The organism is Kitasatospora sp. NBC_00070, assembly GCF_045041205.1.
In the GTDB taxonomy this organism is placed as follows: domain Bacteria; phylum Actinomycetota; class Actinomycetes; order Streptomycetales; family Streptomycetaceae; genus Kitasatospora.
Genome location: NZ_CP108247.1, coordinates 6405215 through 6425620 on the forward strand (window position 1 = coordinate 6405215; position 20406 = coordinate 6425620).

Sequence of the window (20406 nt, forward strand, 5' to 3'; positions counted from 1 at the left end):
ATCAGTCCTTGTCCGGGAGGGGCGGTGTCGGGCCCTCCCTGTTGAGGTGGCGATCCAGGCGAAGGCGCCGCTCCACCACGTCCTTGGCGGTGGCGACGATGGAACGGCCGCTGCTCCAGGCGTGGGCGCGCAGCCGGAGCAGGGCATCGGCGAGGGGGAGCGAGAGTTGGACGCTGAGCATGCCGGTGGCCTGGTGGACCACGGCGTGTTGCAACTCGCACAGCGGGTCGGTCGGGTCGGTCGTGCCCGGTGTCGGTTCGTCCTGGTTCAGGCAGCGTGCGGTGAGCGCGGAGGCCAGTACGAGGGCGTCGTCGGTCTGGTCGGGGGTGAGCGGGCCGGGGGTGCATCGGACCGCGGACAGCACGCCGACCCTGATCGCGCCGATCGCCATCGGGAAGCAGAACACCGCACGGGCGCTCAGCCCGACGGCCTCCACGGCCAGAACCGGCCAGCGCTCGGCACTGATCCGGGAGAGGTCCGGTACCCAGACCATGGCACCGGTCCGTACCGCCTCCGGCCCCGGGCCCTCGCCGAGCGTGAGCTGCAGGTCCTCGAACTCCCTGGCGCTGTCGTCGGTGCACCACACGAGCTCGGTGACGGTCAGGGCAGTCCCGGTCGACAGGGACAGGGCCAGGCCGTCCACGCCGAGGGCCTCGGCGGCGACGACGGCGATGTCCCTGGTCGCCCCGGGGCCGGCCCGGGCCTGGAGCAGCCCCAGGACCACGACCATCCGATCACTGATCACCGGTGCACGTCGCCCTGCGGCTGCGCGGGGAAAGGGGGGACCGCCGTCGTGGGCCGGCCGCGGGCGCCCCCGCTCCTCAGGACGGTCACCAGGTGGCGGGTTCCGGTCAGGGTGAGCAGGCGTTCCACCACCCGGGGCGGGTTCTCCAGGCGCAGCCGCCCCCCGGCGGCGAAGGCGCACCAGCTCGCGTCGATGAATCCGGTCAGACCCCGGAGATCGCAGAAGACCAGGCCGGTCAGGTCCAGGTCGATGACCCGCACGCCCTCGTGGAGGCACTCCCGGACCGCCCGGTCGAGCTGCGGAACGGTCTCGATGTCGAGCTCACCGCTCAGGGTGAGCGTCGTGCGGAGGATGCGGTCGCGCCGGTCGATGCCGAGGCCGCGACCCGCGGACGGGGGCATCCACACCGCTGTCGGGGCGGGTCCGGCCTGATGCGTGGGGATCACATGGACTCCTTGGCCGTCTCGTACGGGACGCGGCCGGGGTCCGGGGCAGCTGGGACGGCACCGCCGAAGCGGCCGGTCCGGTCATCCGGTGCACCGCATGGCGACTGCTCCGAGGCCGAACCGGGGGTTCCTCCGTCCTGCTCACAGTAGCGCGGTGAACGCCCACCGTGGTACCGGTGGCCGGATTTACCGGCCCGGGTGCCACCCGCACTGACCTTGTCGGTGGCTCTGATCAACTGCCTTTCTGATCAGTGGAGTTGAAGGAGCAATCGCGACCTCGGCGATCTCCACGCCAGGGCCCGGGCCGAATCGTCCAATACGCTGCCGGGGTCGGCCGGGACGGAAGTCCATCGGCTCCCGGCGCCCTGCAAGGACTCCCGGCGGCCGCTGCACGGGCAGATAGGGCGCGACCGCGCAAGCTGAAGGCCGTGCCTGCGCTGGTGGTCGAGGGGCAGGAGCACCAGGAGCCGGAGCCCGTCCCCGCACTGGAGTGGCAGCGCGGCGAACTCCGCGACGTGCCAGGGCAGCTGCGGACGGGCAAGGCCCGCACAATGTCCAGGGGGGCGGGAAGAACTCGGTCGGTCCGAGGGAGCCGGTCCCTGCCGGGATCACGTGCACCGGAGAGGGCCGGTACGAGCTGTACCGCCTCGACAATGGGGCGGCACTCCGGGAGTGCGCGCTGTCCGCGAAGCTCTGGTGGATGTCCTGCGAGCCGGAGGCGCTGGCTGCGGTGAGGACACGGAGCCGAAGGCCGAGCATGCGATGGCAGTGTCTGATCGGCCGGTGGTACTGACCGTGATGCGGGATGAGTCCGGGCCGGTGCCGCCGAACTTCCTCCTGATGACGGAGGAGGCCGACACGGAGGAGGCTCGGGCGTGGTGAGCCCGGAAGGTTGATCAGTGGGGGAAGCCCGAGGACCAGGCGGCGTGACCATACCCGCGAGAATGCCCCGTTGGCCCGCGCTCGCCTGAGCGCGGGCCACGGGTCGTACACGGGCGCTTGACTCTTGTCGTTGGCGTGGATGTGGGCTAACAGCCAGGGGGGACGCTGCCGAACACGTAGATCAGGTTGGCCTCGGAGATCCAGCCGTACCTGCCAGTACTGTTGTTGATGCCGTAGTCCCACCAGTTGCCGTAGCTGTTCTTCTTACGGCACTCCGTCGTGAAGCGCTGGCCCGGCGTGAAGGTGCCGACGTTCGCACAAGCGGTCGCGGGATACTGCTTCAGGTTGAAGGTCGAATCCACCTTCGAGGTCCAGGTGGTCCCGTTGTAAGTGGTCCTCTGCGGAACACAGTTCGGGTCCGCCGCCGCGCTGGCGCCCGACATGCCAACCAGGCTGAACGCGGCGAACGCGGTTGCGCTGACAGCGAGTGCGGCAGCCCTCTTCGCGGTGCCGGGGGTGATCAAAGTCTTCGTCTTCACAACACTCCTCCGTGGACAGTCAAGTCTTCATGCTGCTGTCGGCAGATTGCATAAACCTTGCAGCACGGGCGCCGACTCTGCTGAGGCCGGGCTTGGTCAGGATGTTGGAGACGTGTGTCTTGACCGAATTCTCGGAGAGGCCCCGGACAGAGAACAGCGAAAGGCCCCCTCCCCGGTTGGGGAGGGGGCTGAACTCGACCTACTTCGTGCGGCGCCACCCGTACGGGCTGTCAGGCAGCCCGGCGGCGGAGCATCACGTCAGACAGCACGTCCCAATAGGCGTCCGGGCCCGTGACGATGACGGTGAGCGCCCCACGAGTGACCTCCGCGCTTGTACACCCACCGTGACTCACGGCAGGCACATCCTGCGGTTGACCATCCAATACGACAGTGGCCCGAGTGGTTGCGAAGGCCGAGCCATCGACGGCACCGTGTCGAAGGATGCCTGCGTTGGTGAGGAAGACGGACAGTTCGCCCTCGGGGGTCAAGAAGCTCCCGCTGGTGGCCGCTGGCGGGGCCGGCCGCGATGTCTGTACGACCCCGCGCAGCTCCCGACCTTCGGCGTAGGTGACGCCCACGTGGCACAGGAAACCGTCGGCGCCCTGGCGGCCGAACAGCCGCTTCCACTCGCCCGGTGACGACCTCACCAGCGCGATGGGTTCCTCGAACTCTGCGGCGACTTCCTCCTCGGTCGGCAGGCGACCATCAAACGGCTGATCGTTACGGATCATCAGAACCACCTCTCAAGCGCCCACACTCAACCCGGCCCGCTCCGAGACTAGAGAACGGTGTAGGAGACTGTCACCGGATACGCGTTGCAGGTCGAAGCGTCACCCAGCACCGCATACGACCAAGGGGACGCGATCTGTGCCCAGGCGGGGCCACGGGTGAGGCCCGTGACCGTGCGATTTCCCTGCCACTCGTTCTGGTCGTTGAGTCCTGATTGCGGCCAGTCCTTGTAACTGGCGCCGCCGTTGTCGAACAGGTTGACCCGCCAGCGGTAGGCCCACGCTTCCTCGCCAGAATTCAGTTCGAAACCGGTTTCCAGCTTCAGGGATGCGTTACCGAGTGGCGTCACCCGGAGCCAGGCATTACCGCAGCTCGGGTCATAGTAGTTGTTGTAAACCTTGTCGATGGACTTGTTGTCGACCGTCTTGCCCTGGCGGGCGGCGGCTTTCTCCTGTGCGTCGGTGTCCTCCTCGGTGGTTGCCCCCTGCTTCACCGAGTACTGCAAGCCGAAGCTGTTCTTCTTGATCGCCAGACCCAGTGCTGCGGCAGCCTCGCGGTCGTAGCCTCCGAAGTGGAGGCCGACTTGCTGCTTGTCCGGTTGTGCCGACTCGATGGCCTGGGCCTGGGCCTGGGGCGCCAGGGCCAGCAGAGCCACGGAAGCGGCCACAGTCAGGGTAGTTGACGTGATCTTGTGTATCACTCTTGATCCCTCCCGATGTGCGCCGGCTGAATCACCGGCACGCGCACATTCTTATCAACTAGTTCTCGATTGAGGTCGGTTGGCCTGATCCCGGCTACGTACGAACAGTTCGAGCCACCGACGTATCCGGAAAGCTACCTTGATTGGTGAACGACCCAGTCTGTCCCCTATGGATCTCTCTGAGTGGCGGCTCCTGAATGTCTGAATGAAGCGCCTATCTGCGGTAAATGTAAAAAGCCCCCTTCTGTGAAAGCGTGAGGGGGAATTTTTTGCGTTCAGGGGTCAGTCGGTCAGCTCGAACTCCTGCTTGGTCAGCTCGGCCTGACGGGACAAGGGCTTCGACGCCAACGCCTTCCTCGTAGCCGTGGCCGACACCGGCTCCCAGTTCCTGGGCCGGCTCCGCGCCAACCGCCGCACCCCGGTCCTGACCCGCCTGCCGGACGGCTCCTACCTGTCCGCGCTCGGCACCGTCTCGTCGAAGCCCGAATCGCCGTGACCTGCAAGGACGGCACCTCGTTCACCGGCTCCTACCGGCTCGCCACGACCTTGACCTGCGCCTGCCGCTACCCGGCCCGAGCCCTGGTCGCCCCTCTATCACCAGCGGTGGGAGCACGAATCCGCGTACTTCGCGCTGCGGCACACTCTCCGGCGGGGCCGGGTGCTGCGATCGGGCGACCTGATCGGCGTCGAGCAGGAGTTGTGGGGCCTGCTTGCGCTCTGCCAGGACCTGCGAACAGTCATGGTGGAGGCCGCCGAGTCCCAGCCCGGCATCGGCCCGGACCGTTGCGGCTTCACCATCGCCCTGCACACCGCCCGGGACCTGGTCGTCCAGGCCGCCGGCATCACCAGCAGCGACACGACCGGCGTCATCGGCCGACGGGTCCTGGCCGGACTCCTCCCACCGAGGCGGCCCCGCATCAGCACCCGCAAGGTGAAGTCGCCGATCTCCCGCTGCAACGACGGCTGACCGGACACCAGTCACACCGTCACCGGCCTCGACATCACCATCCTCGACCCCGAACCAAGCCTTCCCACCACCTCGCACGACGACCGCCACACCCCGCCCGACGACCGGCGAAGGCAGCACGTCCTGGGGCTCCTCCACGCGTACCCCGAACGCCACTGGCACCCGCGCGACCTCGCCCGCCGCCTCGGCGACGTCACCCTGTCCACCATGCGCCGCCAACTCGACCGATGGGCCCACAACGGACCCATCCACAAAGCCGGACCCGCCACCTACACCAGCCAGGGCAACCCATAAACCCCCTGCCACCAGCGCGAATGCCTTAACCTCGGGCTTTCATGAGGCCAGCTGTCCGACGGGTGGTCAGGAAAGCAGAAAGGGCCTCTGACCAGCGAGAATGAGGATTGTCTAGGTCCCTGTTCCCGCCCCGGTCGGAGGCACTTTCCAGGTGAGTAAGCGTACCGGGTCGTACCCGCGTGTCCGCGTCGAGGGCGGTGGCCGCGGGGTGGTCTCGCAGTCCGGCGCCGTGCTGCTGGTCGAGACCGCCCGCAAGACAGGGTTGGACGCGGCGATATCGACGGCACTGGCGCCGTGGCGCAAGGCTCGGGCCGTCCATGACCCGGGCAAGGTCCTGCTGGACGTCGCGCTCGCGGTGGCCCTTGGCGGGGACTGCCTGGCTGATGTCGCGATGCTGCGGGCCGAGCCCGCCGTGTTCGGCCCGGTGGCCTCCGACCCGACCGTCTCGCGCCTGGTCGACACCCTCGCCGCGGCCGGGCCCCGTGCACTGGGGGCGATCCGGCGGGCGCGGGCCGAAGTCCGCGAGCGGGTCTGGCGGTTGGCCGGCGAGGCGGCCCCGCACGTGGGCGGCGAGGTGGTCGTGGACATCGACGGAGTGCTGGTCCTCGCGCACTCCGAAAAGCAGGACGCGGCCAAGACCTGGAAGAAGACGTTCGGGCACCACCCGCTGTTCGCGTTCGTCGACCACGGCCCAGGCGGCTCCGGGGAACCGGTCGCCGGGCTGCTGCGGCCGGGGAACGCCGGCAGCAACACGGCCGCAGACCACATCGAAGCGGCCCGGACGGCACTGGCCCAGCTACCGAAGAAGTACCGGCGCGGACGCCGAACCCTGATCCGCACCGACTCCGCCGGCGGCACCCACGACTTCCTGAACTGGCTCACCACACGCGGCCGGTGGCTGTCCTACTCGGTGGGGATGACCATCACCGGCGGCATCCACCAGGCCGTGCTGAAGATCCCGGCCTCTGCCTGGACCCCCGCAGTCGAACCCGGCGGAGAGATCCGCGACGGCGCCTGGGTTGCCGAGCTCGCCGGCGATGTCCTCAAAGGCTGGCCGAAGGGGATGCGGCTCATCGTCCGCAAGGAACGGCCCCACCCCGGAGCCCAGTTGCGCTTCACCGACGCCGACGGCATGCGCCTGACCTGCTTCGCCACCAACTCCACCGGCACCCCGATAGCCCGGCTGGAGCTGCGGCACCGCCAGCGGGCCCGCGCTGAGGACCGCATCCGCGCCGCCCGCGACACCGGACTGCGCAACCTGCCCCTCCACCAGGCCACCCAGAACCAGATCTGGCTGGAGATCGTCCAGCTCGCACTCGACCTGCTCGCCTGGATGCCCATGCTCGCCCTGACCGGCACCGCCCGCCGATGGGAACCCAAACGCATGCGGCTGCGGCTGTTCTCCGCCGCCGCCCAGCTCGTCACCACCGGCCGCCGCCGCTACCTCCGCCTGGCCCGCCACTGGCCCTGGACCGACACGATCACCAGTGCCTTCGAGCGCCTGCACGCCCTGCCGGACCCCGACTGACCAGCAACAACGCCCCACCCCAACGAACACCAGACAACATCCGGAACCGTGGAACCCGGCGCCCAACCGACGCGCCAGTCGGGCCCTCGGTATTTCTATAGGCAGAAGACCCAGCCCGGACAAGCAGAAACGGCCCGCCAGCCGAGCTGACGAGCCGTCATGCAAGATCGAGGTTAACTGCCCGGCCGTGGATCAAGCCCACTTGATCCACGTGTCGATCTCACCGGCACGCCTCAGGCCGCAGTCGCGTACCTCAATGCGGTACCCCAGGGGTATCACCTCATTTCTGCCGGGTTGGGCAGGTTAGGGAGCGCCGAGCCTCGATGTCTCTGGTTTGGCAACTCGGCCTGGCGAGAAGGGATTTGGAGACGCCATGCTGTGGCTCGCAGCTGTTACGGGGGATGGGCATGCCAGAGGTTCGAAGGGTTTCACTGTGGATCACTCTTGTGATCGCGCCGATTGTCGTACTGGGGGCGCTCTGGGCGATCAGTCTCCTTCCGCAGAATGATCGGGGGCTTGGGCCCTCGCTGGTGGGGGAAGAGACCGTAGCTCCCACCGGGACGGAAGACCCGGGGTGTGTGGCGGCCGAGCACGCCTACAAGCCCCGCCTGTATCTGTTCGACCTGCCCGGCAATACGAGCATGGTGGCGCAGACCAGGACCATGGCCGACGAGCTGGACCAGGCACGCAAGCTGGCCCAACACTTCGATGTGAGCAACAACATCGAAAGGTTGGCGGGACAGGCGCGGAGATACGCGGACGATCTCTTGGCCAGGCCGGAAGCTGCGAAGAGCAATTTGGTGATCAGCGGAGTGACCGCCTTGCAGGTTGTCTGCGAGGGTAAGACGTGGCCGGAAAGGCAAACCGGTCGGTAGGAGTTGTAGCGGGGGCGGAACGTCAGCTGGACGGACGGTTTCCCACTGCCCGCGACGACATCGACGCGGACGGCTGAGTGCCCAGGGGCCGGCTGAACAGCTGCGGGTTCGACGCGAGGACGGGATAATAATTTGTTCCGCATCGTCCTTGGCGCTCTTGTGGCCCGGACGGGTGTCGATCGTGAGAGTTCGTCCGGCCTCGATGACCGGCGCCTCGGACGGTAGTGCTGCGATGCCGAATGACTGGATTGCCCCACCTTCGCTGGTGGGGACGGTGCCGATGCTGAAGGACTTCACCGGGCCGGCGATCTTCCAGACGGGCCACGCCTCGACGTCCCCGCCGTTGTCCACGGGTAGGTCGGTGACGGACTCGATGCCCTCGCTGAGGCTCAGCGGCAGGAACGGGGAGCGCAGGAACGGGAATCCCCTGCCGAAGCCCCAGCTATGGGAGCGGACTTCGTCCGGGTTGAACCACGGGTCGTAGGCGACGAGCTTGATGCCGTACTTCACCCAGCGGAACCCGGCCCTGTCGTCGGACTCGTTCCCTCCATGCCGTCCTTGTAGTAGCCGTGGAGGTAGCGGGACTGACCATTGGACTCGGTGAACCGCAGTAGTGCGTAACCCCGCTTGGGGTTGAGCGCGGCCACCAGGCGCCGCTTCGTCTCCTTCAGCGTGCGCCGGTCGGGGCCGTGGATGTAGACGGGTAGTAGGACCTCACGCGCCACAGCGCGGTACCTCGGTAGATCCCGCCGTCGAGGTTCGGGCCGTCGTCGGAGTGCAGCTCGAAGGGCGGTGCGTCCAGGCCCAGTGCCCCGGCCTGTATCAGGATCGAGGGCCGGTCGGGGCCGGCGAACCTGGTGGGGGCGGTCTCCGCGCCTTGGCCGTTTGAGCCGGTGATGGTTACGTACGTGTGGTGCCAGTCGACCGCTTCCGGCGGACCGGGCGGAGGAACTGATGTCTCCTCCGGCCGGACCAGTACAACGGGAATGGGCATTCAGCCTCCAAGGGGTTGATGACGGGGGACCGGTGGCTGTGGCAACATCCGCTTGCCCGCAGATGCTCAAGTTCAGGGGGAGAACATGATCGGCAAGGTCACGGCCGGATCAGCAACGATCTCGAAGCGGGAGAGAACCCAGTGGAGGTGTCGGCGAATGCCCGGCACCACTGGCCCGGCTGCACGATGACGAAGTGCGGGCATCGGAGCAAGGCTGGCGCAGTGAAGTTGGCTGCTGGGAGTGCGCGGCGCATGGGTCCAACTGCGCCGATCTAGGCCAAGACCATTCCTGTGGGTCACACGGTGGGTCACGCGACCGCTGCACGGAGCCCGTAAAACAAGAAAACCCCACGTTAAGTGGGGTCTTTCCTGGTGTCCGAGGGGGGACTTGAACCCCCACGCCCGATAAAGGGCACTAGCACCTCAAGCTAGCGCGTCTGCCATTCCGCCACCCGGACTGGGTGTCGTCTTCGCGGCCTGTTGCCCGCGTCGACATGTGTAACTGTAGCAAGGAACGGCACCAGGACCCAAAACCGTCCCTGGCAGGGGCCCTGCGGCTTGGATCCGGGGGAATGGCCTTGGGGTGGGGCGGGTCCTGGGGGAGGATGGCGGGACCGTGCCCGCAGGGCTCCGGCGTTGGGTGCCGGAGTGGCGTGGAGGTGCGCCGGGTGGGCGAGACGACGAGGAGTGACCGTGAGCGAGTCGAAGGTGACGGCTGAGTCGGAGGTCGCCGAGATCTGTCGCGACCTGATCCGGATCGACACCAGTAACTACGGTGACGGTTCGGGTCCGGGGGAGCGGAAGGCGGCGGAGTACGTCGCCGAGCAACTGGCCGAGTTCGGGCTCGAGCCGAAGATCTACGAGTCGGCCAAGGGCCGGGCCTCGACCGTGGTGCGGATCGAGGGCGAGGACCGTTCGCGGCCCGGGCTGCTGATCCACGGCCACACCGACGTGGTGCCGGCCAACGCCGCGGACTGGACGTACGACCCGTTCGCCGGCGAGATCGCGGACGGCTGCGTCTGGGGCCGTGGCGCGGTGGACATGAAGGACATGGACGCGATGACGCTGGCGGTCGTCCGCGACCGGCTGCGGACCGGGCGGAAGCCCCCGCGCGACCTGGTGCTGGCCTTCGTGGCGGACGAGGAGGCGGGCGGCACCTACGGCGCGCGCTACCTGGTGGACAAGCACCCGGAGCTGTTCGAGGGCGTCACCGAGGGGATCGGTGAGGTCGGCGGCTTCTCCTTCACCGTCAACGACCAGGTGCGGCTGTACCTGGTGGAGACGGCGCAGAAGGGCATGCACTGGATGCGGCTCACCGTCGAGGGCCGGGCCGGCCACGGCTCGATGGAGAACGACGACAACGCGATCACCGAGCTGTGCGAGGCGGTGGCCCGGCTGGGGAGGCACACCTTCCCGCTGCGGGTGACCAAGACCGTGCAGGCGTTCCTGAACGAGCTGTCGGACGCGATCGGGGTGAAGCTCGACCCGAACGACATGGACGAGACGCTCCGGGTGCTCGGCGGCATCGCCAAGATGATCGGCACCACGCTGCGCAACACCGCCCAGCCGACCATGCTCGGTGCCGGGTACAAGGTGAACGTGATCCCCGGCCAGGCCACCGCGCACGTGGACGGCCGCTTCCTGCCCGGCTACGAGGAGGAGTTCCTGGCCGAGCTGGACAGCGTGCTCGGGCCCCGGGTGAAGCGGGAGAGCCTGCACTACGACAAGGCACTGGAGACCGACTTCGACGGTGCGCTGGTGGAGGCGATGCAGTCGGCGCTGCAGGCCGAGGACCCGATCGCCCGGGCGGTGCCGTACTGCCTGTCCGGCGGCACGGACGCGAAGTCCTTCCAGGACCTGGGCATCCGCTGCTTCGGCTTCGCACCGCTGCAGCTCCCGCCGGAGCTGGACTTCGCCGGGATGTTCCACGGTGTGGACGAGCGGGTGCCGGTGGACGGCCTGAAGTTCGGCGTGCGGGTGCTGGACCGGTTCATCGACGCCTGCTGAACCGCGACCAGCGCGGACGGCCCGCCCCGGGGATGCCCTGGAGGCGGGCCGTCCGCTTGTCGGAGCTAATGACGAGCGGCACGGCGAAACGCCGTGTGCAGAAAGGATTCCTCCAGTAGTCAACTGGGCGACTGTGTGTGCGAGTTGTCACCGCTACGGGTGATTGGGTGATCCACTCCGTACCCCGTTCGGCCCAGCGTCGTTCATCCATGTGCAGGCCGGAACGACGGCCTGTGGGACACAGGAATCGACCAGGAGGAATACCCATGAAGGTCAAGAAGATCGTCGCAATCGCCGCCGCCACCGGTGGTCTGGTGCTCGCGGGTGCGGGTGCCGCCGCCGCTCACGGTGGCGCGGCCGCGAACGGTTTCGCGACCAACTCGCCGGGTGTGCTGTCCGGTAACAACGTCCAGGTTCCGGTGCACGTGCCGGTCAACCTCTGCGGCAACACCGTCAGCGTGATCGGCCTGCTGAACCCGGCGTTCGGCAACAACTGCGCCAACTTCTAGCCGTCACCGGCCGTCCCGGCCGGATCGACCGCTGAGCGAGTGAGGCCGACGGACCCCCGGCAGCAGCCGGGGGTCCGTCGGTCCGTGCGGGTCCGGTCCGGGGTGCGGGGGCGGCGTGCGGCCGCTCCCGCCTCGTCACTCGATGGGGTGAAAGCCCTCGTTCGGCTCAACCGGCGAACCCGTCAGCTCGTTGTTCGGTGTACCGGGGAAGACCGTGTCAGGAATTCCGACAATCACAACTCATCAGGGGAGTACATGCGTCAGGTCGCAAAGAGGGGCATCCTCACCGCAGTCGCCACCGGCAGCGTGCTGGCCTCGGCGTCGGGCTACGCCTACGCGAGCTCGGACGCGCAGGGTGTGGCCGCCAACTCGCCCGGCGTCGGGTCCGGCAACAACATCCAGGCGCCGGTGGACATCCCCGTCAACGCCTGCGGCAACACGGTGAGTGTGGTCGGCCTGCTCAACCCCGCGATGGGCAACGACTGTGCCAACGGCCCGGGCCCGGGGAAGGGCGCCGAGCACCGGGGTTCCGAGCACCGGGGGGCGGATGCGCACGGCAGCGCCACCAACTCGCCGGGCGTCCTCTCCGGCAACAACATCCAGGCCCCGGTCTCGGTGCCGATCAACGCCTGCGGCAACTCGGCCAATGTGGTCGGCATCGGCAACCCCGCCTTCGGGAACGACTGCGGCAACGTCGCCACCCCGCCGCCGCCCGCCCAGGACGAGGACTGCCACCCCGGCACGCACAACCCGCCGCCGCCCGCGAGCACCCAGCCGCCCGGCACCACCCCGCCGGTGACCGAGGGCACCGGCTCCGGCCACGGCGCGGGCCGTGGTGGCCTGCCCGGTGCGGACGAGATCGGCACCCCGGCGACCGGGGCCCGCCCCGTCTCGTACACCGAGACCCCGCCGCCGGCCCCGGCCCAGGCGGCACCCGCCGCGGCGAGCCGCGCGCAGCTGGCGCAGACCGGCTCGGAGGGCCTGCAGCTGATCACCGTGGCCGGTGCGGCCCTGCTGCTCGGCGGCGGCGTGCTCTACCGCCGCTCCCGGGTCGGCGTCTGAGCAGTCGAAGCACCCGGAGCGGCCTGAGCACGCGACCGTGAGGAGGGGGTGGGCCCGCCGGGCCCGCCCCCTCAGCTCACCAGCTGCGGACCTGCCGGATGATCCGGCGGCGCAGGCGGACCGTCCGACGGCCGTCCGGGAAGAGTTTCAGCCTGTCCAACTCCCAGTGCCCGTACTCGGCGTGCTCGGTGAGCAGCTGCCGGGCCGCGTTGCGGCTGGTGCCGCGCGGGATGCTCAGCGACTGGTACTCGTACTCCGGCTGCCGAACCAGCTTCGGTGGGGTCAAGACTTTCCTCCTGCGGGACGCTTGCAGGCAAGGGTACGACCTGCCTGCGACAACCAGGGCTTGCCGGGACCGTCGGGCCCGCTTGCCGCGTCTGCCGAGCCTGAGGTGGGCGCGGCTGACAGTCAATCAGTTTTCGTACCACTGACGAGATACCCCGGCTCGGTGGCCGCGACGCGCCCGGTCGGGGGCGCGGATGCACCGGTCCGGGCCCGGTACAGATCCGTCCGGACCGGACATCCAGGCGGAAGTTGCGGTGAATTCCCGGAAGTAGACGACAACCCCTGTGCATGTTGTGCCCGGGGGGAGATAGCGTCAGCACCATGTCTGATGCCGCGCAGCACTCCATCATCGACGTACGGGCCGCCGCCGAGGCGGTCAAGTCCGCCATCGACCGCCACCTGGCAGCGGTCTCCGGCCCGACCACCGCGGATGATCCCGCCGTGGCCGGCGCCTACGAGGAGCTCGCTGCGGCGGCCATCGCCTACGACCAGATCCTGTACGAGGTCTACGACGAGGTCACCCCGTTCGAGGTGCCCGGCGACGAGGGCGCGGGTGGGTACGCGGGTCCGGACCAGCCGGAGGCGATCAGCGTGCTGATCCGCCGCGACTATCTGGTGACCGACCCGAAGCGGCTGCGCGAGCAGGCCGAGCGGGTGGACGACACGCTGACCCCGGGCGGCGACCCGGCGGGCGGCGCGGTGAACGCCGCGATCGGCGTGCTGTTCGGGGAGTACGAGCCGGACGAGATCGCGGCCCGCTGCGAGGAGTTCGGCCTGGAGGAGGGCGACTCGACGCTCTGGGTGGCGGCCACCGAGCCGGCCGACCCGGGCGAGTGGCTGGCGGAGCCGTTCGACGGGGCCGACCCGCAGCTGTTGATCTGCCGGTTCGACGTCAGCGAGGTCTACGACGACGACCTGGACGGGCTCGACGAGGAGTAGCCGACCGGCGCGACGCGAGCGGGGGCGGGGCCACAGTGGCTCCGCCCCCGCTCGCTTGCGCGCGGCCGGCTCAGTACGTCGGCTCAGTACGCCTGCTCGGCCTGCTCCGCGAGGATGGCCCGGAGCCGGGTGGTGCGCGGCTGCGCGGTGCGCTCGGCGACCGCCTGCGGCAGGGCCTGGCCCGCCGCGTGCACCACGGACAGGTGGCGCTCGGCCCGGCCGAAGGCGGTGTAGACCCACTGCCTGGTCAGCCCGGCCGCCGCGTCCTCCGGCAGCACGGCGACCACACCGGGCCAGCGTCGGCCGACCGCCTGGTGGCCGGTCAGCGCCCAGCCGTGCCGCAGGCCGGCGGCCTGGGCGGGGGACAGGGTGAGCCGGGAGCCGTCGGTCAGCTCCAGGTGCAGCCCGGCGGCGTCGCCGTCCAGCACCCGGCCGAGCCGGGTCACCCCGGGGGCGGGGGAGTGCACCACCCGGTCGCCCGGGTCGAAGCCGCCGAACCGGCCGGGGCCGGGGTTCAGCCTGGCCTTGGCCGCCGCGTTCAGCGCCCGGGTGCCCGCGCCGCCGCCGTGACCGGGGGTCAGCAGCACCACCTGCTCGGACGGGATGCCGAGCGCGCGCGGGATGGAGTCGGTGAGCAGCTGCACCGCGCGGTGCACCGCCTCGGCGCCGTCCTTGGCGGTGAGGATCACCACCTCCTTGTCCGGCGACTCGACCGGCTGCAGCTCGCCGACGCCGATGCCGGAGACCAGCTCGCCGATCGGGCCGAAGTCGGGCGTCCGGGAGGCGACGGCGGGGCAGACCTTGGCGGCCAGCAGGTCGGCGAAGAACCGGCCGGCGCCGGCCGACCAGAGTTGCCCCGGGTCGCCGCTGAGCACCAGGCGGGTGCCGTCGGCCAGCGACTCCAGCAGGGTGGCGGCGAGCTCGACGTCGAGCAGCGGGGCGTCCAGCACGATCAGCAGGTCGAGTGCCAGCGTGCCGTCGGGGGCCCGGCCCGGGCCCGCCGGAGCGGTGGCACCGGCCAGCAGGTCGGCCAGGACGGCGACTTCGGACGCGTCGGCGGCGGCCCGGAGGCCGTCCCGGCCCTCGGCCGTCCAGGTCGCGGCCCAGGCGCGGAGCCCGAGGGCGCGGGCGGCGGTGAGCAGCGCGGCGGGCTCCGCCCGGGCGGCCTCGCCGCCGGTGTGCAGCACCACGGCGCTCTCGGCCACCGCCCGGATCAGCGCGGTGGCGGAGGAGGACGGCGTGGCGGCGGCGGCCGCCTCCCAGGCGGCCGGTCCTGGCTGGACCGGCGGGTGGTCGACCGGGTCGGTGCCGCCCTCGCTCCCGTCCTCGGCGGCGTCATCCTGCTCGGAGCTCTCCTCGGCGTCGTCCTGCTCGGAGGTCTCCTCGTCCGTGCCGGGCACGAAGGTGGACATCACCCGGACCAGGCCGTCCGCGAGGCTCTCCTCCGCCAGCGCCAGGCGTTCGAGCGCGAGCAGCGTCCGCATCGGGGGCTCGTCCTCGTCGTCCTCCGCGGGGCGGTGGCCGGGGAGCTCCTCCTGAAAGGCCATCACCCGGCCGTCCACCACGACCTCCTGGAGCGCGGCGGCCGCGTCCGGCAGCCCGAGCTTCTCCAGCCCGGTCGCGACCTCGCCGATCTCCTGGGCGGAGTGCCCGCGCAGCGCGGCCTGCTCCAGCAGCCACGGCACCAGTGCCTGCGCCCGTCGCGGGTCGCCGGGGCCGGCCTCGGCGCCGAGCAGGCCGCGGGCGAAGCCGTCCGCCTGGTCGGGCCGGACGCCGGGCAGGGCGAGCACGGCCCACGGGTCCTCGCGGAGCGCGGCGGCCGCACCGTCACCGAGCAGGGCCACCGCGGCGGTGGCGAACTCGGCGGGCGCACCACCGGCGGTGAGCACCCCGGCGGTGTCGCGCAGCGCCTGCTCGCGCTGCGCGTCCAGGGCCTCCGCGCTGGGCGCGGCGGTGCCGACGGTGCGGATCGCCTCGGCCAACGCGGCCACCGCGTCCGGCGGTTGGACCGGCTGATCGGCCGGGGCGGTCGCGTCCTGAGCCGGAGTCACGACCTCCGGAGCGCCCTCGGCCACGTTCTGTACTTCCTCCACGTCGCCCATCACTTCGCTCCTACAGCTCCGTCCAGCCTTGGTCCGGGTAGCGGTGCACCGGGGCCGAGACGTCGTCCAGCGCACCGCGGATCTCATCCGGAAGCGTAAGCGCCTCCACCGACAGCGCCGACCGCAGCTGACCCGCCGTCCGGGCCCCGATCAGCGCGCTCGCCACCCCGGGCCGGTCCCGGACCCAGGACAGCGCGACCGCGAGCGGGCTGCTGGCCAGCCCGTCGGCGGCGGTGGCGAGCGCGTCCACGATCCGCCGGGACCGGTCGCCGAGGTAGGGCTGCACGAAGCCGGAGAGGTACGGCGAGGCGCCGCGCGACTCGGGCGGTACGGCGTGCCGGTACTTGCCGGTGAGCACACCCCGGCCGAGCGGCGAGGAGGCGATCAGGCCGACCCCGGCGTCCAGCGCGGCCGGCACCACCTCGCGCTCGATGCCGCGCTGGAGCAGCGAGTACTCCATCTGGGTGCCGGCCAGCGGCACCCGGCCGGGGTGCGCGCGCTGCCAGGCGGCGGCCTTGGCGAGCTGCCAGCCCGAGTAGTTGGAGACGCCGACGTACCGCGCCTTGCCACTGGCCACCGCCAGGTCGAGCGCGTACAGGGTCTCCTCGTCCGGGGTGGCCGGGTCGAAGGCGTGCACCTGCCAGAGGTCCACGTAGTCGGTGCCGAGCCGGCGCAGCGAACCGTCCAGGGCCGAGAGCAGACTGCCGCGCGAGGTGTCGAACCGGCGGTCGGAGTCCGGGACGCTGCCCGCCTTGGTGGCGATGACCAGTTCGGAGCGCGGGATCAGACTGTCCGTCAGGCGGGAGATCAGGTACTCCGCGCCGCCGTCGGCGTAGACGTCGGCGGTGTCCAGCAGGGTGCCGCCCGCGTCGACGAAGGTCTTGAGCTGTTCGGCGGCGTCGTGCTCGTCGGTGTCCCGCCCCCAGGTCATGGTGCCGAGGCCGAGTCTGGAGACCCGGAGCCCGGTCCGTCCCAGGTGACGCTTCTCCATCGGGCAGAACCTCCGTCGGCCGGCAGACACGCAGGTGAGGGAGGTCCCTCCCCCTGTCGGCAGAGCGTAGCGGCCCGGGCCCGGAGCGCCACGCCGACCCGCAGAGCGGTCCGCAGGGGTGCCCCGGTGGTGTGACGCGGCCCACACCTACCGGCCGGTAGCATGGCCGCGCGGCCACCGATACGCTCCCGAACGAGCGGTGACCACGCGTGCGACGACCTCCGTGCGGGGATCACCCCCACGGTGACCACGATCCGGAAGGCTTCCACATGCGACTCGGCATCAACCTCGGCTACTGGGGACTCGGCATGGACGCCGACAACGTCGCCGTCGCGCAGGAGGCGGACCGGCTCGGCTACTCGGTCTGCTGGGCCGCCGAGGCGTACGGCTCCGACGCCGCCACCGTGCTCGCGTACGTCGCCGCCAAGACCGAGCGGATCGACGTCGGTTCGGCCATCTTCCAGATCCCGGCCCGCACCCCGGCGATGACCGCGATGACCGCCGCCACCCTGGACACCCTCTCCGGCGGCCGGTTCCGGCTCGGCCTGGGCGTCTCCGGGCCGCAGGTCTCCGAGGGCTGGTACGGCGTCAAGTTCGACAAGCCGCTGGCCCGCACCCGCGAGTACGTGGAGATCATCCGCAAGGCGATGTCCCGCGAGCGGCTGGTGCACGAGGGCGAGCACTGGACCCTGCCGCTGCCCGGCGGCCCGGGCAAGCCGATCAAGCTGACGGTGCATCCGGTCCGCGAGCACATCCCGCTCTACATCGCCGCGATCGGCCCGAAGAACCTGGAGCAGACCGGCGAGATCGCCGACGGCTGGCTCGGCATCTTCTTCGCGCCCGAGCACGCCGCGCTCTCCATCGACCCGCTCCGGGCCGGCCGGGCCAAGGCCGGGCAGACCCTGGACGGCTTCGACCTCTGCCCGACCGTCACCATCTCGGTCGGCGACGACGTCAAGGCCGCCGCCGACACCCAGCGGTCGTACGCCGCGCTCTACATCGGCGGGATGGGCAGCAAGGAGAAGAACTTCTACAACCAGCTGGCCCGCCGGATGGGATACGAGCAGGCCGCCGACGAGATCCAGGAGAAGTACCTGGCCAGGGACTACGCGGGCGCCGCCGCCGCCGTCCCGCACGACCTGATCGACTCCACCGCACTGCTCGGCACCACCGAGCGGATCGCCGACCGGATGCAGGCGTACGCCGACGCGGGCGTCACCACCCTGACCCTCGCCCCGGCCGGGTTCACCCTGGACGAGCGGATCACCGCACTGCGCACCGGCGTCGCAGCCCTGGAGCGGGCGGGACTCGCCTGACCGACGGCAGGCGCGGCGGCCGGCCGGTTCAGAGCCAGCCGCTGCGCTTGAAGACCCGGTGCAGGACCAGGCAGAGCGTCGCCATCAGGCCGACCGCCGCCGGGTAGCCCCAGGGCTGGCGGAGCTCCCACATGTGCTCGAAGTTCATCCCGTACACGCCCGCGATCATCGTCGGCACGGCGGCCAGCGCCGCCCAGGCCGAGATCTTCCGCATGTCGTTGTTCTGCTGCACGCTCACCTGGGCGAGGTTGGCGTTCAGGATGTCCGAGAGCAGCCGGTCCAGCGCGTCCACCTGCTCGTTCACCCGGGCCAGGTGGTCGGCCACGTCCCGCAGGTAGGGGACGAGCTTCTCCGGCAGGGTCGGGACGGTGCCGGAGGCCAGCCGGAACAGCGGCTCCTGGAGCGGCCCGGTGCACTTGCGGACCGCCGTCACCTGCCGCTTGAAGGCGTAGATCCGCTCGGCCAGCCCGCGGGCCGGGCCGCCGGGGGCGAACACCTCCGCCTCCAGGTCGTCCAGGTCGGTCTGCAGCGCGGCGGCCACCTCCAGGTACTGGTCCACCACCAGGTCGGCGACCGCGTAGAGCACCGCGGCGGGGCCCTGGGCGAGCAGCTCCGGCTGCTCCTCCATCGCGGCCCGCACCCCGGCCAGCGGGCTCTCGCTGCCGTGCCGGATCGTCATCGCGTAGCTGTCGCCGAGGAAGAGCATCAGCTCGCCGGTGCTGACCGAGTGCCCGTCGGAGCGGTAGGCGAGGGTCTTGAGCACGACGAACAGCGAGTCGGGGTAGCGATCGACCTTGGGGCGCTGATGCGCCGTCACGGCGTCCTCGATCGCCAGCGGGTGCAGCCCGAACTCCTCGCTGACCAGGTCGAGCTCGTCGGCGGTCGGTTCGAGCACGCCGACCCAGACGAAGGCGTCGCCCTCCCGCCGGGCCACCGCGAGCGCGTCCGAGTAGTCCTCGGGGCCCTCGCTGCGATGGCCGCCACGGTAGATGGCGCTGTCGACGATCATGGGATCCATTCTGCTGCCCGGTGACCTGAAAGGGCACCATACCCAGCGGCCGCGCCGGGCGGAGGTCGTACGCTGACCTCATGCCGACCTTGCTGCTCGTCCGCCACGGCCGTTCCACCGCCAACACGGCGGGGGTGCTCGCCGGTTGGACACCGGACGTCCACCTCGACGACACCGGCCGGGCCCAGGCGGCCGGGCTGGCCGAACGGCTGGCGGGCATTCCGCTGGTGCAGGCGGTGAGCAGCCCGCTGGAGCGCTGCGCCGAGACGCTGGCGCCGCTGCTGGCGGCCCGCCCCGAGCTCGGCCCGGCCGCGCGCGACGAGCGGCTCGGCGAGTGCCACTACGGGGAGTGGACCGGCAGGCCGCTGGCCGAGCTGGCCACGGAGCCGCTCTGGCGGACCGTGCAGGACCACGCGGCGGCCGCCGCCTTCCCCGGCGGCGAGTCGCTGCGGGAGCTGAGCCACCGGACGGTCACCGCCGTCCGGGAGTGGAACGAGAAGATCGCGGTCGAGCACGGTCCCGACGCGGTCTGGGTGGCCTGCTCGCACGGCGACGTGATCAAGGCGGTGGTGGCCGACGCGCTCGGCCTGCACCTGGACCACTTCCAGCGGATCTCGGTCGAGCCCTGCTCGGTCACCGCGATCCGCTACACCCTGCACCGGCCGTTCGTGCTGCGGGTCGGCGACACCGGCAGCCTGGCCTCGCTGGCGCCCCGCCCGTCCCCGGCGGCGGCCGAGGGCGACGCGGTGGTCGGCGGCGACACCGGCACCCGGTGATCCGGGACGGCCGGTCCGGGGCGGGGTTCCCGCAGCCGGTCCCGGCCGTCCGAGCAGCAGGACCGACGCCCCAACTGGGCCGCACAGGCCGTAGGGTGGCCGGTGAGACGACGATCGACCAGAACCCGGAGCGAGAGAGTGCCCCGTCAGGTCCACTTCTATGACCAGCCCGAGCGGTTCGTCGCCGGCACCGTCGGCCAGCCCGGTGCCCGGGCGTTCTACCTGCAGGCCAGCGCACGCGGCCGGATCACCTCGGTGCTGCTGGAGAAGGCCCAGGTGGCGGCCCTCGCCGAGCGGGTCGAACAGGTGCTGGACGAGGCGCTGCGGCGCAGCGACGGCGAGGCGGACATCCCCGCCGCCGCCCCGGCCGAGCTGATCGACACCGCGCCGCTGGACCTCCCGCTGGAGGAGGAGTTCCGGGTCGGCACGATGGCGCTGGCCTGGGACGGCACCGACGAGCGGCTGGTGGTCGAGGCACAGGCGGTGACCGAGGCCGAGGAGGAGGGCGAGGATTCCACCGCCGCCTTCGAGGACGAGGAGAACGGGCCCGACCTGCTCCGGGTCAGGCTCAGCGGTGCGATGGCCCGGGTCTTCGCCAAGCGGGCCCTCGACCTGGTCGCGGCCGGCCGCAAGCCCTGCCCGTTCTGCAACCTGCCGCTCGACCCCGAGGGCCACCTCTGCCCCCGCGCGAACGGGTACCGACGCTGAACG

Annotated in this window: 21 protein-coding genes and 1 tRNA gene; 10 read left to right on the plus strand and 12 right to left on the minus strand. The window is 70.8% G+C overall.

What is annotated here, in order from left to right:
- Nucleotide 1: 1 nt before the first annotated feature.
- The 5 genes from OHV05_RS29075 to OHV05_RS29095 all read right to left on the minus strand — a co-directional run bounded on the left by OHV05_RS29075 (nt 2) and on the right by OHV05_RS29095 (nt 4008).
- Nucleotides 2-730, minus strand: coding sequence for a GAF and ANTAR domain-containing protein (locus tag OHV05_RS29075; RefSeq protein ID WP_405020317.1), 729 nt, complete (start codon nt 728-730; stop codon nt 2-4).
- An 11-nt stretch (nt 731-741) separates the two neighbouring features.
- Entirely contained in the window at nt 742-1146 is a 405-nt protein-coding gene (locus tag OHV05_RS29080; RefSeq protein ID WP_405020318.1) for an STAS domain-containing protein, read from the minus strand.
- A gap of 1073 nt (nt 1147-2219) precedes the next feature.
- On the minus strand, nt 2220-2612 hold the full coding sequence (locus OHV05_RS29085; RefSeq protein WP_405020319.1) for an SH3 domain-containing protein: 393 nt from the start codon (nt 2610-2612) through the stop codon (nt 2220-2222).
- A gap of 230 nt (nt 2613-2842) precedes the next feature.
- Nucleotides 2843-3343 carry a hypothetical protein gene (locus OHV05_RS29090; protein WP_405020320.1) on the minus strand — a complete coding sequence of 167 codons (501 nt, stop codon included), beginning with the start codon at nt 3341-3343 and terminating at the stop codon, nt 2843-2845.
- A gap of 47 nt (nt 3344-3390) precedes the next feature.
- Complete coding sequence (locus tag OHV05_RS29095; protein ID WP_405020321.1) at nt 3391-4008, minus strand: hypothetical protein; 618 nt, start codon at nt 4006-4008, stop codon at nt 3391-3393.
- Between the two features lie 397 nt (nt 4009-4405).
- Here OHV05_RS29095 and OHV05_RS29100 point away from each other — a divergent pair, with 397 nt between their 5' ends.
- The 3 genes from OHV05_RS29100 to OHV05_RS29110 all read left to right on the plus strand — a co-directional run bounded on the left by OHV05_RS29100 (nt 4406) and on the right by OHV05_RS29110 (nt 6830).
- Nucleotides 4406-4537 carry a hypothetical protein gene (locus tag OHV05_RS29100; RefSeq protein WP_405020322.1) on the plus strand — a complete coding sequence of 44 codons (132 nt, stop codon included), beginning with the start codon at nt 4406-4408 and terminating at the stop codon, nt 4535-4537.
- Nucleotides 4538-4699: 162 nt separating this feature from the next.
- Nucleotides 4700-5008, plus strand: coding sequence for a hypothetical protein (locus OHV05_RS29105; protein ID WP_405020323.1), 309 nt, complete (start codon nt 4700-4702; stop codon nt 5006-5008).
- Nucleotides 5009-5453: 445 nt separating this feature from the next.
- Nucleotides 5454-6830: an IS1380 family transposase gene (locus tag OHV05_RS29110; protein WP_405020324.1), complete on the plus strand. Its 1377-nt coding sequence runs from the start codon at nt 5454-5456 to the stop codon at nt 6828-6830.
- A gap of 428 nt (nt 6831-7258) precedes the next feature.
- On the opposite strand, the gene OHV05_RS29115 is transcribed toward OHV05_RS29110, so the two are convergent.
- From OHV05_RS29115 to OHV05_RS29125, 3 genes are all read right to left on the minus strand, one after another.
- On the minus strand, nt 7259-8215 hold the full coding sequence (locus tag OHV05_RS29115) for a hypothetical protein (protein WP_405020325.1): 957 nt from the start codon (nt 8213-8215) through the stop codon (nt 7259-7261).
- Nucleotides 8212-8430 carry a hypothetical protein gene (locus OHV05_RS29120; RefSeq protein ID WP_405020326.1) on the minus strand — a complete coding sequence of 73 codons (219 nt, stop codon included), beginning with the start codon at nt 8428-8430 and terminating at the stop codon, nt 8212-8214. The genes OHV05_RS29115 and OHV05_RS29120 overlap by 4 nt, the downstream gene beginning before the upstream one ends.
- Nucleotides 8431-9069: 639 nt before the next feature.
- Nucleotides 9070-9157: transfer RNA gene (locus tag OHV05_RS29125), tRNA-Leu, on the minus strand.
- A 235-nt stretch (nt 9158-9392) separates the two neighbouring features.
- Between OHV05_RS29125 and OHV05_RS29130 the strand changes: the two genes are divergently transcribed.
- From OHV05_RS29130 to OHV05_RS29140, 3 genes are all read left to right on the plus strand, one after another.
- Nucleotides 9393-10706 (plus strand): M20/M25/M40 family metallo-hydrolase, encoded by a 1314-nt coding sequence (locus OHV05_RS29130; protein WP_405020327.1) that lies wholly within the window; start codon nt 9393-9395, stop codon nt 10704-10706.
- Between the two features lie 266 nt (nt 10707-10972).
- Nucleotides 10973-11215, plus strand: coding sequence for a chaplin (locus OHV05_RS29135; RefSeq protein ID WP_403031942.1), 243 nt, complete (start codon nt 10973-10975; stop codon nt 11213-11215).
- 255 nt (nt 11216-11470) lie between these two features.
- The gene (locus tag OHV05_RS29140) at nt 11471-12277 is read left to right on the plus strand and encodes a chaplin (RefSeq protein WP_405020328.1); all 807 of its coding nucleotides are present in this window, start codon (nt 11471-11473) and stop codon (nt 12275-12277) included.
- 76 nt (nt 12278-12353) lie between these two features.
- Here the strand turns inward: OHV05_RS29140 and OHV05_RS29145 are convergent, their stop codons facing one another.
- Nucleotides 12354-12563, minus strand: coding sequence for a DUF5703 family protein (locus OHV05_RS29145; RefSeq protein ID WP_403031937.1), 210 nt, complete (start codon nt 12561-12563; stop codon nt 12354-12356).
- 320 nt (nt 12564-12883) lie between these two features.
- Between OHV05_RS29145 and OHV05_RS29150 the strand changes: the two genes are divergently transcribed.
- Nucleotides 12884-13501, plus strand: coding sequence for a hypothetical protein (locus tag OHV05_RS29150; protein WP_405020329.1), 618 nt, complete (start codon nt 12884-12886; stop codon nt 13499-13501).
- Nucleotides 13502-13584: 83 nt separating this feature from the next.
- Here the strand turns inward: OHV05_RS29150 and OHV05_RS29155 are convergent, their stop codons facing one another.
- Complete coding sequence (locus OHV05_RS29155) at nt 13585-15603, minus strand: ATP-binding domain-containing protein (protein ID WP_405020330.1); 2019 nt, start codon at nt 15601-15603, stop codon at nt 13585-13587.
- Nucleotides 15604-15613: 10 nt separating this feature from the next.
- Nucleotides 15614-16594 carry an aldo/keto reductase gene (locus OHV05_RS29160; RefSeq protein ID WP_403031928.1) on the minus strand — a complete coding sequence of 327 codons (981 nt, stop codon included), beginning with the start codon at nt 16592-16594 and terminating at the stop codon, nt 15614-15616.
- 269 nt (nt 16595-16863) lie between these two features.
- Here OHV05_RS29160 and OHV05_RS29165 point away from each other — a divergent pair, with 269 nt between their 5' ends.
- On the plus strand, nt 16864-17910 hold the full coding sequence (locus tag OHV05_RS29165; protein ID WP_403031926.1) for an LLM class F420-dependent oxidoreductase: 1047 nt from the start codon (nt 16864-16866) through the stop codon (nt 17908-17910).
- Between the two features lie 28 nt (nt 17911-17938).
- Here OHV05_RS29165 and OHV05_RS29170 read toward each other — a convergent pair whose 3' ends face one another.
- Nucleotides 17939-18919 (minus strand): magnesium and cobalt transport protein CorA, encoded by a 981-nt coding sequence (locus OHV05_RS29170; RefSeq protein ID WP_405020331.1) that lies wholly within the window; start codon nt 18917-18919, stop codon nt 17939-17941.
- 80 nt (nt 18920-18999) lie between these two features.
- Here OHV05_RS29170 and OHV05_RS29175 point away from each other — a divergent pair, with 80 nt between their 5' ends.
- Both OHV05_RS29175 and OHV05_RS29180 read left to right on the plus strand, forming a co-directional pair.
- A complete protein-coding gene (locus OHV05_RS29175; RefSeq protein ID WP_405020332.1) occupies nt 19000-19695 on the plus strand; it encodes a histidine phosphatase family protein in 696 nt (231 codons plus the stop codon).
- A gap of 138 nt (nt 19696-19833) precedes the next feature.
- Nucleotides 19834-20403, plus strand: coding sequence for a DUF3090 domain-containing protein (locus OHV05_RS29180; RefSeq protein WP_405020333.1), 570 nt, complete (start codon nt 19834-19836; stop codon nt 20401-20403).
- Nucleotides 20404-20406: the final 3 nt, after the last annotated feature.

Excerpts from the sequence above, each read along its gene's own strand:
- OHV05_RS29075 (WP_405020317.1), bottom strand. The coding sequence starts at position 730 with ATGGTCGTGGTCCTGGGGCTGCTCCAGGCCCGGGCCGGCCCCGGGGCG.
- OHV05_RS29080 (WP_405020318.1), bottom strand. The coding sequence starts at position 1,146 with ATGCCCCCGTCCGCGGGTCGCGGCCTCGGCATCGACCGGCGCGACCGC.
- OHV05_RS29090 (WP_405020320.1), bottom strand. The coding sequence starts at position 3,343 with ATGATCCGTAACGATCAGCCGTTTGATGGTCGCCTGCCGACCGAGGAG.
- OHV05_RS29135 (WP_403031942.1), top strand. The coding sequence starts at position 10,973 with ATGAAGGTCAAGAAGATCGTCGCAATCGCCGCCGCCACCGGTGGTCTG.
- OHV05_RS29140 (WP_405020328.1), top strand. The coding sequence starts at position 11,471 with ATGCGTCAGGTCGCAAAGAGGGGCATCCTCACCGCAGTCGCCACCGGC.
- OHV05_RS29150 (WP_405020329.1), top strand. The coding sequence starts at position 12,884 with ATGTCTGATGCCGCGCAGCACTCCATCATCGACGTACGGGCCGCCGCC.
- OHV05_RS29155 (WP_405020330.1), bottom strand. The coding sequence starts at position 15,603 with ATGGGCGACGTGGAGGAAGTACAGAACGTGGCCGAGGGCGCTCCGGAG.
- OHV05_RS29160 (WP_403031928.1), bottom strand. The coding sequence starts at position 16,594 with ATGGAGAAGCGTCACCTGGGACGGACCGGGCTCCGGGTCTCCAGACTC.
- OHV05_RS29165 (WP_403031926.1), top strand. The coding sequence starts at position 16,864 with ATGCGACTCGGCATCAACCTCGGCTACTGGGGACTCGGCATGGACGCC.
- OHV05_RS29170 (WP_405020331.1), bottom strand. The coding sequence starts at position 18,919 with ATGATCGTCGACAGCGCCATCTACCGTGGCGGCCATCGCAGCGAGGGC.
- OHV05_RS29175 (WP_405020332.1), top strand. The coding sequence starts at position 19,000 with ATGCCGACCTTGCTGCTCGTCCGCCACGGCCGTTCCACCGCCAACACG.